This is a genomic window from Actinophytocola gossypii (assembly GCF_025165815.1).
Classification (GTDB): Bacteria; Actinomycetota; Actinomycetes; order Mycobacteriales; family Pseudonocardiaceae; genus Actinophytocola; species Actinophytocola gossypii.
This window is the reverse complement of the sequence record NZ_JAFFZE010000016.1, coordinates 69,743-84,771: the sequence shown is the minus strand read 5'-3', so window position 1 is coordinate 84,771 and position 15,029 is coordinate 69,743. Positions and strand designations below refer to the sequence as shown.

Genomic DNA, 15,029 nt, shown 5'->3' with positions numbered 1-15,029 from the left:
CCCGGTAGGTGTGATCACTCCCGGTGGGCGCGGGTGGCCGACGCCTGGGCGCGCGGCTTGAGCACGATCTGGTCGATGTTCACGTGCGGTGGCCTGGTCACCGCGTACGTGATGGTGTCCGCGACGTCCTCGGCGGTCAGCGGGGTCAGGCCCCGGTACACCTGGTCCGCGCGCCGCTCGTCGCCGTCGAAGCGGACCAGGGAGAACTCCGTCTCCACCATGCCGGGCAGGATCTCGGTGAACCGCACCGGCTCGCCGAGGTGTTCGCCGCGCAGGGTCTGGTGCAGGACCGACTGGGCGTGCTTCGCGCTCGTGTAGCCGGCGCCGTTGTCGTACACCTCCCGTGCGGCCACCGACGTGACCGTCACGACGTGTCCGTCGCCGGAGGCGGTCAGGGCCGGCAGCAGGGCCTTGGTCATCCGCAGGGTGCCGAGCACGTTCGTCTCCCACATCCAGCGCCAGTGGTCCTCGTCGGCCGCCGCCACCGGGTCCAGGCCCCGCGCGCCGCCGGCGTTGTTGACCAGCACCCGGCACGACGGCACGGCGGCCACGAACTCCTCGACCGACGAGGGATCCGTCACATCGAGGGGGTGCGCCTCCCCGCCGGTGTCACGCGCGAGGACGTGTAGTCGATCCAGCCGTCGGGCACCCAGAACGACGTGGAAGCCGGCGGCCGCCAGACCGCGCGCGGTCGCCGCGCCGATGCCCGAGCTGGCTCCGGTAACGACCGCGGTGCCGAGGTTGTTCACGTAACAGGATCCTTTCGGGTCGCGGGAGAGGCTGGTATGACGACAGTCACACCAGCCGGGGCGCACCCCGCGCCGGTCTCGGGCGTCCCCACAAGTGCGCACGCATCACGGCGGAGGTAGATCAGGTGAGATCCAAGCGGTTGTTCGGTTCGGTCGTCACGTTCGTGGCGGGGGTCGCGTTGCTCGCGTCGTGCTCCTCCGACGGCGGCGTGGCCGGCACCGCCAAACCCGCCGACGCCGCGCCCGCCGAGATCGCCTTCGCCCCGGCCGACGGTACCAAGGACGTCTCCGTCCTGGAGCCGGTCAAGATCACCGTCACCGACGGCACGCTCACCGGCGCGACGGTGACCAACCCGGCCGGTGAGGAGGTCGCCGGGGAGCTCGCCGGCGACAAGCTGAGCTGGAGCACCACCGAGCTCCTCGGCTACGGCAAGACCTACACCTACCGCGCCACGGCCACCAACGCCGCCGGCCGCGAGACCACGCTGGAGGGCTCCTTCGCCACCGTCGCCCCGGCCTCGACACCGCGGGCCACGATCAACCCGATCGACGACGTCACCGTCGGCGTCGGCATGCCGATCAGCATCAAGTTCCCCGAGGGCCCGGTCGAGGACAAGGCCGCGGTGGAGAAGGCACTGAAGGTCGAGACCTCCACGCCCGTCGAGGGCTCCTGGGCCTGGCTGAACGACCAGCAGGTCGACTGGCGGCCCAAGGAGTACTGGCCGGCGAACACCGAGGTCGACGTCACCGCCAAGCTCTACGGCGTGAACCTCGGCGGCGGCGCGTACGGCAAGTCCGACCTGACCACCTCGTTCACCATCGGCCGCAACCAGGTGGTGAAGGTGCACACCCCGGACCACAAGATGGAGGTCTACCGCGACGGCAAGCTCTACATGAGCTTCCCGGCCAGCAACGGCAAGGACGCCGACCCGAACCTGAACACGCCCAACGGCACCGTGATCGTGATGGCCAAGGAGAAGGTCGGCAACTTCTCCAACCCGCGCTACGGCTACACCGACGTGGAGAAGCTGTGGGCGGTGCGGATCTCCAACCACGGCGAGTTCATCCACGAGAACGAGGAGAACCGCGCCAACATCGGCAAGGCCAACACCTCGCACGGCTGCATCAACCTGTTCGAGGCCGACGCCAAGAAGTACTTCGACAGCGCCCTGATCGGCGACCCGGTCGAGATCACCGGCTCCAAGGCCGACTTCCCGACCACCTCGGACGTCTTCGACTGGCTGATCCCCTGGGACCAGTGGAAGTCGATGTCCGCGCTGTCGTGACGACCTCGTAGATGATCCGGTACCTGACGGGCGCGGACGGGGTCCGGCTGGCGGTCCGTGAAGCCGGCCACCCCAGCGCTGATTCGACCGCTCCACCGATCGTGCTCGTGCACGGCTGGGCGGCCAGCTCGGCGGCGTGGACGCACCAGCTCACCGACCCCGGGCTCACCGCCGCGCACCGGATCCTCGCACCCGACCTGCGCGGCCACGGCGAGTCCGACGCCCCGGACGGCGGCTACGACGACCCGGCCGCGTGGGCGGGCGACCTCGCCGCGGTGCTCGACCACGCCGGCGCGCCCGCCGTCGTCGTCGGCTGGTCCTACGGCGGCCTCGTGATCACCGACCACCTGCGCGAACGCGGTGCCGAGGGCATCGCGGGGATCGTGCTCGTCGGCGCCATCACCGAGATCGGCGGCGGGCACCCGGGCGGCGCGGTCGGCCCGGCGCTCGGCGGCGTGCTGCGGGAGGTGCTGGCCGACGACCCCGACGTCGCGGTGCCGGCACTGGCGTCGCTGGCCGCCAGGATGACCAGCGAGCCGGCCGCCGGCGCCGAAGTCCAGCGCAGGCTCGCGGACACGCTGCGGGTGTCGCCGAGAGTCCGGCGGGCCCTGTTCCGACGCACGCTGAGCAGCGCGGACGTGCTCGCGGCGGTTGACGTACCCACCCTGGTGGTACACGGCGACGCGGACGAAGTGATCGACTCGACAGCGGGCGAGTACGCGGCCGGGAAGATTCCCGACGCCCGGCGGCGTTGGTTCGCAGGAGTGGGCCACATGCCGTTCGCGGAGCGGGTCGAGGAGTTCAACGGCGTCCTGCGCGCGTTCGCGGGCTCGGTCGCGAACCACTAGTCGGGAGTGGATGTCCTCGTGTCTGTGCTGCAGCTCCACCGGCCGCCGAGCCGGGTCGCCGTGCTCTCCCTGCACACCTCGCCACTCGAGCAGCCGGGCACCGGCGACGCGGGCGGCATGAACGTCTACATCACCCAGACCGCGACGCGGATGGCCCGGCGCGGCATCGCCGTCGAGGTGTTCACCCGCGCCACGTCCTCCGAGCTGCCGCCGGTGGCCGAGCTCGCGCCCGGCGTGCTGGTCCGGCACGTGCACGCCGGCCCGTTCGAGGGACTCGGCAAGAACGACCTGCCGGCCCAGCTGTGCGCGTTCACCGCGGGCGTGCTGCGCGCGGAGGCCAGGCACGAGCCGGGTCACTACGGGCTCGTGCACTCGCACTACTGGCTGTCCGGGCAGGTCGGCTGGCTGGTCAGGGACCGCTGGGGGGTGCCGCTGGTGCACTCCGCGCACACCCTGGCGAAGGTGAAGAACGCCGCGCTGGCCGACGGCGACACGCCGGAGCCGCGCAGCCGGGAGATCGGCGAGCAGCAGGTGGTCGACCAGGCCGACCGGCTGATCGCGAACACGGCCGTGGAGGCGAACCAGCTCGTCGACCTGTACGACGCGCCGCCCGACCGGGTCGACACGATCTCGCCCGGCGTGGACCTGGACCTGTTCCGGCCGGGTGACCGGGCCGCCGCGCGGGCCGCGCTCGGCCTGCGCCAGGACGCGGTGGTGCTCGCGTTCGTCGGCCGGATCCAGCCGCTCAAGGCGCCGGACGTGCTGCTGCGCGCGGCGGCCGAGCTGATCGCGAGCGGGGCGGTGCCGCGTGAGCGGCTCGCGGTGGTGGTGGTCGGCGGGCCGTCCGGCAGCGGGCTGGAGGCGCCGACGTCGCTGCACGAGCTGGGGGCGTCGCTGGGCATCTCGGACGTGCTGCGGTTCCTGCCGCCGCGCCGGGGAGCGGAGCTGGTGGACGTGTACCGGGCGGCGGACGTGGTCGCGGTGCCCAGCCACAACGAGTCGTTCGGCCTGGTGGCGCTGGAGGCGCAGGCGTGCGGGACGCCGGTGGTGGCGGCCGCGGTCGGCGGGCTTCCGGTGGCGGTCGCGGACCGGGCGTCCGGTTTGCTCGTGCCGGGTCACGACCCGGTGCGCTGGGCCGAGGCGCTGGCACTCGCGGTCCGGCCAGGGCTGTGGTCGCGGCTGTCGCGGGGAGCGGTGGCGCACGCGAACGAGTTCTCCTGGGAGCGCACGACCGACGCGCTGGTAGCCGGCTACGTGGACGCGGCCGCGGCGTTCCGGCGGGCGCTGTTCGCGGCCGAGGTGGCAGTCTGAGTGCCGTGACCGACCTCGATGCTGTGATCAGTTCCACGCTGGACGAGCGCGAGCTGGAGTACGACCACCCCGCGCCGGGGCGGTTCTTCGTCACGCTGCCCGGCGTCAAGAAGCTGCGGACCAACTGCTGGCTGCAGGTCGGCGCGCACGCGCTGGTGGTGGAGGCGTTCGTCTGCCGCCGGCCGGACGAGGCGCACGCCGAGGTGTACCGGTTCCTGTTGCGGCGCAACGCGAAGCTCTACGGCGTGCACTACACGGTCGACCAGGTCGGGGACGTGTACCTGGTCGGCCGGGTCGGCCTGCACGCGGTGACTCCCGACGAGCTGGACCGCCTGTTGGGCCAGGTCGTCGAGGCAGCGGACGGCGACTTCAACACGCTGCTGGAGATCGGTTTCGCCTCGTCGATCCGCCGCGAGTACGAGTGGCGGGTGTCGCGCGGGGAGTCGCTGGCGAACCTGAAGGCATTCGAACATCTGCTCACGCCGACCCCGGAATCGGAACACTGACGGCCCGGCGTCGTTTCCAGATGGGAATTCCGAGGGGTTCGCGGCGCGGCTCGAGCGAGGGGGGAGTCGCGATCTCGAGCCGCGCCGCGTGGGTCCCGCCGCGTCGGAGCCCTGAGGCGGGGGGCACCCTGGGTTTCCGGGCGGGGTACGGCTCGGCAGGGGAGACGAGCCGTACTGCTGCCCTCTCGGATCAGGGAGTGCGTGGGAGCTGATCCGGTCGGGCGCTGCCAACCTGTCAGAAGTCGCGCGGCTACACAAGGCCACGAGCTACTTGGCCGAGGGACAACTGCGTTCCGTAGGTAACTATTTGATGACGGTACGGACCGAAAAGGCAACTGGGTGTATTTCGAGGGTTCTGTCTTCCCCCGAATGGGTGCTACCTCGGTGTCTTGCGCGATCTGGCACGCTTTCCTCATGGCTGGATCGATGCACCAGATCGGGACCCTCGTGCTGCTGCGCCACGGCGAGAGCACCTGGAACGCGGAGAACCTGTTCACCGGCTGGGTGGACGTGCCCCTGTCGGAGAAGGGGATGACCGAGGCCCGTCGGGGCGGCGAGCTGATGCGCGAGGCCGGCCTGCTGCCCGACGTGGTGCACACGTCGCTGCTCCGCCGCGCGATCACGACCGCGAACGTCGCCCTCGACGTGGCGGATCGCCACTGGATCGAGGTCAAGCGCGACTGGCGGCTGAACGAGCGGCACTACGGTGCGTTGCAGGGCAAGAACAAGAAGCAGACCCTGGAACAGTTCGGCGAGGAGCAGTTCATGCGCTGGCGGCGGTCGTACGACACCCCGCCGCCGCCGATCGAGCGGGGCAGCGAGTACAGCCAGGACACGGACGTCCGGTACCAGGCACTGGGCGACACCGCCCCGCTGACCGAGTGCCTCAAGGACGTGGTCGCCCGGATGCTCCCGTACTGGGAGGGCGAGGTCGTCCCCGACCTGCGCGCCGGCCGGACCGTGCTGCTGGCCGCGCACGGCAACTCCCTGCGCGCCCTGGTCAAGCACCTCGACGGCATCTCGGACACCGACATCGCGGGCCTCAACATCCCCACGGGCATCCCCCTCCGCTACGACCTGTCCGAGGACCTGAAGCCCCTCAACCCCGGCGGCACCTACCTCGACCCGGAGACCGCGGAGAAGGCCGCAGCCGCCGTGGCCAACCAGGGCCGCTAGTTGTCCACAGGCGTCCGTCGACCACCCCTCCACACCCTTAGGGCCGATAGAATGGCCCTGAGGGGTGCCCCCGGAGCGGGTGGGGGATGCCCTTGACGTGTGCGCGCGAGAAAGCTTCGTGCGGGCGGGCTCGTGCGGGCGGGCTAGCATCCGTGCGCGCGGAGGACGCCATGTGCGGGCCGGGGGACGCACTGTGCGCGTGAGAATGCCTCGTGCGCGGGTGGGAAGGGCTCAGACGAGGCCTAGCTCGCGGGCGCGGACGCCGGCCTGGAAGCGGGAACCTGCACCCAGCGCGGCCATCAGCTCCGCCACCCGGCGCCGGTACGTGCGCACGCCCAACCCCAGCGACCGCGCCGCGGTCTCGTCCTTGCAGCCCGTACCGAGCAGCTCCAGCACCCTCGGCGCCAGCTCCCGCAGCTCCGCGGTCTGCGCGTCGTACACCGCCAGCTCCGTCGCGCCCCGCCACGCCGCCTCGAACAGCGACATCACCCCGGCCACCACGTCCGGCAGCGGGATCACGCTGTAGTTCCGCACTCCGCCCGACGTCTCGCCGGCCAGGATCGCCAGCCGCCGGTCCAGAATGATCGTCTCGTTGAGCTCGTCCGGGGTGATCCGGACGTCCGCCCCGAGCGCGTTCACCTCGGTCACGTGCCGCGCCGAGTTCGGGTCGAGCAGCACCGACGGCCGGTAGATCTTGCGCACCCGCATCCCGACCACCCTGGGCGGCGTGGGTGGGTGCCGGCTCCTCGCCCACGTGTTCAGGTCGTTCGCGGCGCACGCGACGTCCGTCGCCGTCGCGAACAGGTGAGCGGTGCGAGCCCACAGCTCCTCCTCGCCGCGTACGACGGCGACCTGGCCGGTCAGCTCCATGCCGCAAGTCTCCCCGAAACGCAAGCCATCGGCCACGGCCGGCAGGAAGTTGCCGATCCGAGCGCGCCGCACGCCGCCGACGCAGGCTGGAACCCATGAACACCATCACCGCAGCGGACTCCGGTACCTGGCAGCTCGGCGACCGCACCGTCAACCGACTCGGGTTCGGCGCCATGCGACTTCCCATGGGGCCGGGCGGCGTGGAGCGGGACCGCGAGACCGCGATCACCGTGCTCCGGCGGGCCGTCGAACTCGGCGTCAACCACATCGACACCGCCGCCTTCTACTTCGTCGGCCGCCGGTCGGCCAACGAGCTGATCAACACCGCGCTCGCGCCCTACCCGGACGACCTGGTGATCACCACCAAGGTCGGTCCCGGCCGCGACCCGTCCGGCGACTTCCTGTACGCCACGCCCGAGCAGCTGCTCGGCCAGGTCGAGGAGAACCTCCGCCAGCTCGGCCGCGAACACCTCGACGTGGTCAACCTGCGCATCGGCGCCGCCCTCGACCGGGGGACCGGGCCGCTCGCCGACTGGTTCGGGGCGCTCGCCGACCTCCGGGAACAGGGCCTGATCCGCCACCTCGGCATCTCCAACGTCGGCCCCGAGCACCTCACCGAGGCCCTCGCCATCGCCCCGGTCGTCTGCGTGCAGAACCAGTACGGCCTCACCACCCGCCGCGAGGACGACGCCCTCGTCGACCTGTGCGCCCAGCACGGCGTCGCGTTCGTGCCGTTCTTCGCCGTCGGCGGCGCGCCGATGCCGGGCGCGGTCGACGCCCCCGACGCCCTGGAGCAGGTCGCGAAGGAGCTGGACGCCACACCGGCCCAGGTCCGGATCGCCTGGACCCTGCACCAGGGCCCGAACGTGCTGGCCATCCCGGGCACCGGCGACCCCGCTCACCTCGAGGAGAACGTCGCCGCGGGCGCGCTCCGGCTCACCGACGACCAACTGGCCCGTTTGGACACGATCGGGTGAACTCAGCCTGGCCGGAGAACGAACAACGACCGCGTAGATGTCACGACCATCACCGTAAGGCCTCCGCGACTGGTCCACACCACCCCTGACCTGCTTACGATTCGCCCGTGACCGACATGGTCTGGATCCTCCCGACGGCCGGCGCGCTGCTGGTCGGACTCGTCATCGGCTTCACCGCCGGGAAGCGGCGACGTCCGGCGGAGCGCCGGCCCGCCGGCCCCTCCATCGCGGTGCTGATCCAGCGGTTGGTGCAGTCCTCGCACAACGCGATCGTGATCCTCAACGAGTTCGGCGACGTCGTGCAGCACAACCAGCGCGCGGTCGAGCTGGGCGTGGTGCGCGACCGCCGGGTCGACATCCGCACGAAGAAGGCCGCCGAGCTGGTCCTGGAGACCGGCGAGCCGGTCGAGATCGAGCTGTCCCCGACCGAGCGCGGCGTCCAGCTCGGCCGGGGCCCGGAGGCCGTGCGCGGCGAGATCCGTCCCCTCGGCGACGGCTTCCTCGCCGTCGACGCCGCCGACGAGTCCGAGGCCGTCCGGCTCGAGGCCACCCGCCGGGACTTCGTCGCCAACGTCAGCCACGAGCTGAAGACCCCGGTCGGCGCGATGGCCCTGCTCGCCGAGGCCGTCCTGGACGCCGCCGACGACCCGGACGCCGTCCGCCGCTTCACCACCAAGGTCCTGCACGAGGCCACCCGCCTCGGCACCCTGGTCACCGAGCTGATCGCGCTGTCCCGCCTGCAGGGCGCCGAGCGGCTCCCCGAGCTGAACGCGGTCGAGGTCGACGGCGTCGTCCGCGACGCGCTCTCCCGCGCCCAGCTCGCCAGCGAGTCCACCGGCATCGTCATCGCCACCGACGCCGACAGCTGCCTGGTCGTCGAGGGCGACCGCGCCCTGCTGGTCACCGCGCTGGCGAACCTGCTGGACAACGCGGTCGCCTACTCCCAGCCGGGCAGCCCGGTGTCGATCAGCCGCCGCCAGGTCGGCGGGTTCGTCGAGATCGCGGTCACCGACCGGGGCATCGGCATCCCGGCCGACGAGCAGCAGCGCGTCTTCGAGCGGTTCTACCGGCTGGACAAGGCCCGCTCCCGCGCCACCGGCGGCACCGGCCTCGGCCTGGCGATCGTCAAGCACGTCGCCGCCAACCACGGCGGCGAGGTCAAGCTGTGGAGCCGCCCGGGCACCGGGTCCACGTTCACCCTGCGCATCCCCGCCCACAACGGATCATCCAACGGATCACACCCAGGAGAACACCCGTGACGCCCCGTGCGCCGACCTCTGATCAACCTGAGTACCGCTCAACCGCACCTCAGGGGACCGTGACGCGAACCAGCCACGAGTACGTGACCAAGCAGAACCTTTGTTCTCCAACGCAACCGACGCACAAAAATCCGGGGAGGCGGTCGTGACCAGGGTGCTCATCGTGGAGGACGAGGAGTCCTTCGCCGACCCGCTCGCGTTCCTGCTGCGCAAGGAGGGCTTCACCGCGGCCGTCGCGAGCACCGGCCAGCAGGCGCTCGACGAGTTCGACCGCAACGGCGCCGACATCGTGCTGCTCGACCTGATGCTGCCCGGGATGAGCGGCACCGACGTGTGCAAGGCGCTGCGGCAGCGCTCCACCGTCCCGGTGATCATGGTGACCGCGCGGGACAGTGAGATCGACAAGGTCGTCGGCCTGGAGATCGGCGCCGACGACTACGTCACCAAGCCCTACTCCGCGCGCGAGCTGATCGCCCGGGTCCGGGCGGTGCTGCGCCGGGGCGGCGAGACCGCGGACGGCGAGCTGCTGCCCCAGGTGCTCGCCGCCGGCCCGGTGCGGATGGACGTCGAGCGGCACGTGGTCACCGTCGACGGCACCGAGATCCCGCTCCCGCTCAAGGAGTTCGACCTGCTCGAGTACCTGCTGCGCAACGTCGGCCGGGTGCTCACCCGCGGTCAGCTCATCGACCGGGTGTGGGGCGCGGACTACGTCGGCGACACCAAGACCCTCGACGTGCACGTGAAACGCCTTCGCTCGAAGATCGAGCCCGACCCGGCGTCGCCGAGGCATCTGGTGACCGTGCGTGGCCTGGGCTACAAGTTCGAATCTTGACCGAAGGCTTCCCGGATCGCGACCGACGGGTAACCTGACGCTCCGTGCGCCTCGGGGTGTTAGACGTCGGTTCCAACACCGTCCACCTGCTCGTCGTGGATGCGCATCGCGGCGCGCATCCGATGCCGGCCAGCTCGGAGCGCACCGTGCTGCGCCTCGCCGAGCGGCTCACCCCCGACGGTGACCTGTCCGACGAGGGCGCCGACGACCTGGTCCGCACGGTCGCCGAGGCCAGGAAGTCGGCCGACAAGCTCGGCTGCGCGGACCTGATCGCGTTCGCCACCTCCGCCGTCCGCGACGCCGGCAACGCCGCCGACGTGCTCGCCATGGTCCGCGACGAGACCGGCGTCGAGCTGTCGGTCCTCTCCGGCTCCGACGAGGCGCGGCTCACGTTCCTCGCCGCCCGCCGCTGGTACGGCTGGTCGGCGGGCCAGCTGCTGGTCCTCGACATCGGCGGCGGCTCGCTGGAGATCGCCATGGGCGTCGACGAGGAGCCCGACTACGCCATGTCGCTGCCGTTCGGCGCCGGGCGCATCACCCGCGAGCGGTTCACCAGCGACCCGCCGACCCGCGACGAGGTCACCGACACCGCCGAGTGGCTGGCCGACCAGCTCGACACCGTGGCGAAGAAGCTGCGCAAGCAGGGCCGCCCGGACCGGGTGGTCGGCACCTCGAAGACGTTCCGGTCCCTGGCCAGGCTGACCGGTGCCGCACCTTCCTCGGCCGGGCCCCGGGTCCGCCGGGTGCTCACCGAGGTGGGGCTGCGGCAACTGGTCGCGTTCGTGTCCCGGATGCCGGCCGCCGACCTCGCCGAGCTGGAGGGGGTGAGCGCCAGCCGGGCCCCGCAGCTGGCCGCCGGCGCGCTGGTGGCGCAGGCAACCATGCACGCGGTCGGACTGCCGGAGCTGGAGATCTGTCCGTGGGCGCTGCGCGAGGGCGTCATCCTGCGGCGGCTGGACCGGACCAACGGTGAGGATTCGTGATGCTCATAATGTTGGCTGTTCGAACCGACCGACGTCGCTTTCCCCGACGATCGGCTGGACGATTGGCCCGGCGCCGGGCACGGTGGAGTCGATGAGTCACGAAGGCGGACCCGAGCCGGGTCAGCGCACAGTCGCTGAACTGCTCGCCAAGTACGGTCAGGAGACGGGCGAACGCGCGCCCCGTCGCCGCCGTCGGCGCGCCGAGGACATGGAGGACACCGGCGCGCAGGCGATCATCGACCGGGTGCTGTCCGAGAGCGGCGAGATGGCCGCGATCAGCGACGACACCCCCCGCCCCGAGCGCACCTCGCACCGCCAGCAGCGCACCGAGTTCCAGCGTCCCGTCGAGCCGCCGCGCCGTCGCCAGCAGCCGCCTCCCCAGCCACCGCCCCCGCCGCCACCGAGTTCCGGGCCGCCGACGGTGGCCACCAACGGACCGCTGGTCCGGCCGACCCCGCCGGCCGGCCCGCCGCCGTCATCGTCACCGTCATCGTCGCCGCGGATGCCGGCCGTGGCCCAGCCGCCCGAGTCGACCCGACCCGTGCGCGGCGAGCGCCAGACCGGGCCGCAGCCCGCGGTACGCCCGCCCCAGCAACCGCCGGGCCGCCGCCAGCAGCCGTCCCAGCCGCTTCCGGCCCAGCCTCCGGCCCAGTCCCAGCCGCTGCCGAAGCCCCAGCAGCCCTCCCAGCAGCTGCGCAAGCCGCCGCCCGGGCAGCGCAGCGGCATCCAGCCGTCGATGCGCTCCCGGCCCGACGGCGACGCGGGCGCGCCCCAGCAGCCGACACAGATGATGCCGCCAGCGCCGCCCCCGGAGCCGATGACCGAGGAGCTGCCCCGGGTCCCGACCTACCCGTCGATGGAGCCGGCGGCCGACCCGCGCCACCCCGGCGAGGACAGCCGCACCCGGCTCACCCCGGCCGTGCAGCCGCACGACCCGTACGCGTCCGGCCCGCAGCCCCGGGTGCCCGACCGCGAGGACGACTACGCCGGCTACCCGGAACGCGACTTCGACTCCGGCTACGCCGACTACGGCGGCGACCTCGACCAGGGCTACGGCGGCATCGGCCGCGAGCTGGACGACGATCTCCCCGCCGACCTCGACGGCGACCGCGACGGCCGGGACGAGGACGGCGACCGCGCCTACGACGACCTGGACCGCGACCTCGAAGACGAGGATCTCGACGCCACCGACGACGAGGCCGACGCCGGCTCCCGCTCGGCGGTGCGCGAGTGGCTGATCATGGCCGGCCAGCTGGCGGTCGGCGTGGTCGGCGGCGCCGCGGTGTGGCTCGGGTTCAACTGGCTGTGGGGCGCGTTGCCGCAGGCCGCGCTGGTGGCGGCGCTCGTGGTGATCGCCGGGATGGTGTTCATCGTCCGGAAGATCCGCCGCGCCGAGGACCTGCAGACCACCGTGTACGCGGTGCTCGTCGGCCTGCTCGCCACCGTGTCCCCCGCGGCGTTGCTGCTGTTGAACCGGTGACGTGACCACGGGCGGGATCAAGGTCGGGGTGTCGACCGCGTCGGTGTGGCCGCAGACCGCCACCACCGCGTTCCAGCTCGCCGCCGAACTCGGCTACGACGGCGTCGAGGTGATGGTCTGGGCCGATCCGATCAGCCAGGACCCGGCCGCGCTGCGCCGCCGCTCCCGGCAGACCGGGGTGCCGGTGCTGGCTGTGCACGCCCCGTGCCTGCTGATCACCCAGCGGGTCTGGTCGCCGAAGCCGGAGGAGCGGCTGCGCCGGTCGGTGGAGGCCGCCAGGGACCTGGACGCCCCGACCGTCGTCGTGCACCCGCCGTTCCGCTGGCAGAAGCGCTACGCCGACGGGTTCGCCGACCTGGTCGCGTCGCTGGAGGAGGAGAGCGGCGTCGCGATCGCGGTGGAGAACATGTTCCCGGTGCGCCGCTTCAACCGCGAGGTCTCCGCGTTCCAGCCGTCGATCGACCCGACCGATGTCGGGCACCGCAACTACACCCTCGACCTCTCGCACACCGCCGCGTCCGGCGCCGACGCGCTGACCCTGGCCAAGCGGATGGGCGACAACCTCACCCACCTGCACCTGGCCGACGGCACCGGCCTCCCGCGCGACGAGCACCTGGTGCCCGGCCGGGGCGGGCAGCCGTGCGGCGAGGTGTGCGAGTGGCTCGCCGCCCGGGGCGGGCAGGCGCAGGTGGTCGTGGAGATCAACACCCGGCGGGCGCGCGGCCAGGCCGACCGCGCCACCGACCTCGCCGAGGCACTCCTGTTCGCCCGGCTCCACCTCGGACGCTAGGCACGCACCGTAGAGTCACGCTGCAAGGCGTCCGCCGGATGGGGCGGGCGTCCGATGTGCGTGGAATGGGAGCGTTCGTGAACCCGCTACGTAGCTTGATCCTGGCCGCGGCCGGCAACGACGTGATCCGTCGTGCCGTCGCGACCGCCCCGGTGAGCCGGGACGTGGTGCGTCGGTTCGTGGCCGGCGAGACCACGGCCGACGCGGTCGGCGCGACGCGGGGACTGGTCGACGCCGGTCTCACCGTCACGCTGGACTACCTGGGCGAGGACACCACCGACGAGGGCCTCGCCGAGCAGACCGTGCACGCGTACGTGGAACTGCTCGACGCGCTGCACGAACACGGGCTCGCCGACCGGGCCGAGGTCAGCGTCAAGCTGTCGGCCGTCGGCCAGCTGCTCGACGAGCGGCTGGCGGCGGAGAACGCGGCCCGGATCTGCGCCGCCGCCCAGCGTTGCGGCACCACCGTGACGCTGGACATGGAGGACCACACCACCACGGACTCCACCCTGCGCGTGCTGGCCGAACTGCGCGGCACCTACCCGTGGGTGGGCGCGGTGCTCCAGTCCTACCTGCACCGCACGGTCGACGACTGCGCCCGGCTCGCCGGGCCCGGCTCGCGGGTGCGGCTGTGCAAGGGCGCGTACGCCGAGCCGGCCGAGGTGGCGTACCAGGACACGCACGAGGTCGACCTGAGCTACGTGCGGTGCCTGAACGCGCTGCTCGCCGGCGACGGCTACCCGATGTTCGCCACCCACGACCCCCGGCTGGTGCCGATCGTCGGCGCGCGGGCGGAGTTCCACGGGCGCAAACCGGGGAGCTTCGAGTTCCAGATGCTGTACGGCATCCGGCCCGACGAGCAGCGCAGGCTCGCGGGCCTCGGGCACACCGTCCGGGTGTACGTGCCGTACGGCGTGCAGTGGTACGGGTACCTGATGCGCCGGCTCGCCGAACGCCCCGCGAACACGGCGTTCTTCCTGCGTGCGCTGACCTCCCGCGCCTGACGGCCGCGTTCGCGAACGCAATTCGATCAAGACAGACCCGACGTGGCAGGCTAATAATCATGAGCAGTCTTGCGGGTGAGGCCCGCGGCGGGCCCGGTTCGTCCGTCGGCCCGTTCACCGCGGCCTCCAGGGTCCGTTCGCTCGGGGACGGCACCTTCACCGCGGATCTCGGCAGCACGTGGACCGTCGGCGGCAAGCCGCACGGCGGGTTCCTGCTCGCGCTGCTGGCCAGGGCGGCGGTCGCCACCGCGGGCTCCGGCTCCCCGGTCGCCGACCCGCTGTCGGTCAGCGCCCAGTTCCTCCGCGCGCCCGAGGTCGGCCCGGTGCTGCTGCGCACCGACGTCCGCAAGTCCGGCCGGCAGGCGACGGTGGTGTCGGTGCACCTGGAGCAGCGCGGCCAGCCGTGCGTGGAGGGCGTGGTGACCACCGGCCGGCTGCCGAGGGAGCGGGCGGCCTGGTCGGACCTGCCCAACCAGCCGCCGGAGCCGCCCGGCAACGCCGTCGACGTGGCCACGCTGCCGATGGCGTCGGTGTTCCGGCTGACCGCGGGCTGCGACGTCCGCCTCGACCCGAACGGCGCCGGCTTCCTGCACGGCCACGTCGGCGACCCGCCCCGCCTGCGGCTGTGGGCGCGACCGAAGGGTGAGCAGGTGGACCCGATGTTCGCGCTGCTCGCCGGCGACGTGTCGATGCCGGTGACGTTCAACCTCGGCCGCTTCGGCTGGTCGCCGACGGTCCAGCTGACCGCCCTGCTGCGCTCCCGCCCGGCTCCGGGCTGGCTCCGCATCCAGATGGACTGCAAGGCCGTGCACGGCCCCTGGTTCGACGCGGACGCCACCGTCGTGGACGCCACCGGCCGCCTGATCTGCCAGGCCCGCCAGCTCGCGCTCTCCGCCAAGGCCCAGCCGATGCCCTGAACGTCCAAGCGAGTCGTTCATGGGCACGTGGCAGGCTTGCG

General features: G+C 72.3%; 15 protein-coding genes. 13 read left to right on the top strand and 2 right to left on the bottom strand.

Features of this window, described 5'->3' with window-relative positions; translation table 11 throughout:
* Positions 1-14: 14 nt before the first annotated feature.
* Positions 15-749 (bottom strand): SDR family NAD(P)-dependent oxidoreductase, encoded by a 735-nt coding sequence (locus JT362_RS21630; protein WP_260193374.1) that lies wholly within the window; start codon positions 747-749, stop codon positions 15-17.
* Between the two features lie 125 nt (positions 750-874).
* Here JT362_RS21630 and JT362_RS21625 point away from each other — a divergent pair, with 125 nt between their 5' ends.
* The 5 genes from JT362_RS21625 to JT362_RS21605 all read left to right on the top strand — a co-directional run bounded on the left by JT362_RS21625 (position 875) and on the right by JT362_RS21605 (position 5,876).
* Positions 875-2,035 (top strand): L,D-transpeptidase, encoded by a 1,161-nt coding sequence (locus tag JT362_RS21625; protein ID WP_260193373.1) that lies wholly within the window; start codon positions 875-877, stop codon positions 2,033-2,035.
* 11 nt (positions 2,036-2,046) lie between these two features.
* Complete coding sequence (locus JT362_RS21620) at positions 2,047-2,883, top strand: alpha/beta fold hydrolase (RefSeq protein WP_260193372.1); 837 nt, start codon at positions 2,047-2,049, stop codon at positions 2,881-2,883.
* An 18-nt stretch (positions 2,884-2,901) separates the two neighbouring features.
* Positions 2,902-4,194: a D-inositol-3-phosphate glycosyltransferase gene (mshA, locus tag JT362_RS21615; RefSeq protein WP_260193371.1), complete on the top strand. Its 1,293-nt coding sequence runs from the start codon at positions 2,902-2,904 to the stop codon at positions 4,192-4,194.
* 5 nt (positions 4,195-4,199) lie between these two features.
* On the top strand, positions 4,200-4,700 hold the full coding sequence (locus tag JT362_RS21610; RefSeq protein ID WP_260193369.1) for a type III secretion system chaperone family protein: 501 nt from the start codon (positions 4,200-4,202) through the stop codon (positions 4,698-4,700).
* Positions 4,701-5,126: 426 nt separating this feature from the next.
* Positions 5,127-5,876 carry a phosphoglyceromutase gene (locus tag JT362_RS21605; RefSeq protein WP_260193822.1) on the top strand — a complete coding sequence of 250 codons (750 nt, stop codon included), beginning with the start codon at positions 5,127-5,129 and terminating at the stop codon, positions 5,874-5,876.
* A 231-nt stretch (positions 5,877-6,107) separates the two neighbouring features.
* Here JT362_RS21605 and JT362_RS21600 read toward each other — a convergent pair whose 3' ends face one another.
* The gene (locus JT362_RS21600) at positions 6,108-6,746 is read right to left on the bottom strand and encodes a DNA-binding response regulator (RefSeq protein ID WP_260193368.1); all 639 of its coding nucleotides are present in this window, start codon (positions 6,744-6,746) and stop codon (positions 6,108-6,110) included.
* 95 nt (positions 6,747-6,841) lie between these two features.
* On the opposite strand from JT362_RS21600, the gene JT362_RS21595 reads away from it, so the two are divergent.
* The 8 genes from JT362_RS21595 to JT362_RS21560 all read left to right on the top strand — a co-directional run bounded on the left by JT362_RS21595 (position 6,842) and on the right by JT362_RS21560 (position 14,988).
* Complete coding sequence (locus JT362_RS21595; protein WP_260193366.1) at positions 6,842-7,723, top strand: oxidoreductase; 882 nt, start codon at positions 6,842-6,844, stop codon at positions 7,721-7,723.
* Between the two features lie 116 nt (positions 7,724-7,839).
* Positions 7,840-8,982, top strand: a complete 1,143-nt coding sequence (locus JT362_RS21590) for a sensor histidine kinase (RefSeq protein ID WP_260193821.1) — start codon at positions 7,840-7,842, stop codon at positions 8,980-8,982.
* 145 nt (positions 8,983-9,127) lie between these two features.
* Positions 9,128-9,814 (top strand): response regulator, encoded by a 687-nt coding sequence (locus JT362_RS21585; protein WP_260193364.1) that lies wholly within the window; start codon positions 9,128-9,130, stop codon positions 9,812-9,814.
* Between the two features lie 44 nt (positions 9,815-9,858).
* Positions 9,859-10,797, top strand: coding sequence for a Ppx/GppA phosphatase family protein (locus tag JT362_RS21580; RefSeq protein WP_260193363.1), 939 nt, complete (start codon positions 9,859-9,861; stop codon positions 10,795-10,797).
* A 91-nt stretch (positions 10,798-10,888) separates the two neighbouring features.
* Positions 10,889-12,277, top strand: coding sequence for an Rv0497 family membrane protein (locus JT362_RS21575; RefSeq protein WP_260193361.1), 1,389 nt, complete (start codon positions 10,889-10,891; stop codon positions 12,275-12,277).
* Between the two features lies 1 nt (position 12,278).
* Positions 12,279-13,067, top strand: a complete 789-nt coding sequence (locus tag JT362_RS21570) for a sugar phosphate isomerase/epimerase family protein (RefSeq protein ID WP_260193360.1) — start codon at positions 12,279-12,281, stop codon at positions 13,065-13,067.
* A 77-nt stretch (positions 13,068-13,144) separates the two neighbouring features.
* A complete protein-coding gene (locus tag JT362_RS21565; RefSeq protein ID WP_260193359.1) occupies positions 13,145-14,071 on the top strand; it encodes a proline dehydrogenase family protein in 927 nt (308 codons plus the stop codon).
* 59 nt (positions 14,072-14,130) lie between these two features.
* Positions 14,131-14,988: a thioesterase family protein gene (locus JT362_RS21560; protein WP_260193357.1), complete on the top strand. Its 858-nt coding sequence runs from the start codon at positions 14,131-14,133 to the stop codon at positions 14,986-14,988.
* The last annotated feature ends 41 nt before the right edge of the window (positions 14,989-15,029 follow it).

Bases quoted from the DNA above. Each gene is read 5' to 3' on its own strand.
- JT362_RS21620 (WP_260193372.1), top strand. From the start codon at position 2,047: ATGATCCGGTACCTGACGGGCGCGGACGGGGTCCGGCTGGCGGTCCGT.
- JT362_RS21605 (WP_260193822.1), top strand. From the start codon at position 5,127: ATGCACCAGATCGGGACCCTCGTGCTGCTGCGCCACGGCGAGAGCACC.
- JT362_RS21600 (WP_260193368.1), bottom strand. From the start codon at position 6,746: ATGGAGCTGACCGGCCAGGTCGCCGTCGTACGCGGCGAGGAGGAGCTG.
- JT362_RS21595 (WP_260193366.1), top strand. From the start codon at position 6,842: ATGAACACCATCACCGCAGCGGACTCCGGTACCTGGCAGCTCGGCGAC.
- JT362_RS21590 (WP_260193821.1), top strand. From the start codon at position 7,840: ATGGTCTGGATCCTCCCGACGGCCGGCGCGCTGCTGGTCGGACTCGTC.
- JT362_RS21575 (WP_260193361.1), top strand. From the start codon at position 10,889: ATGAGTCACGAAGGCGGACCCGAGCCGGGTCAGCGCACAGTCGCTGAA.
- JT362_RS21560 (WP_260193357.1), top strand. From the start codon at position 14,131: ATGAGCAGTCTTGCGGGTGAGGCCCGCGGCGGGCCCGGTTCGTCCGTC.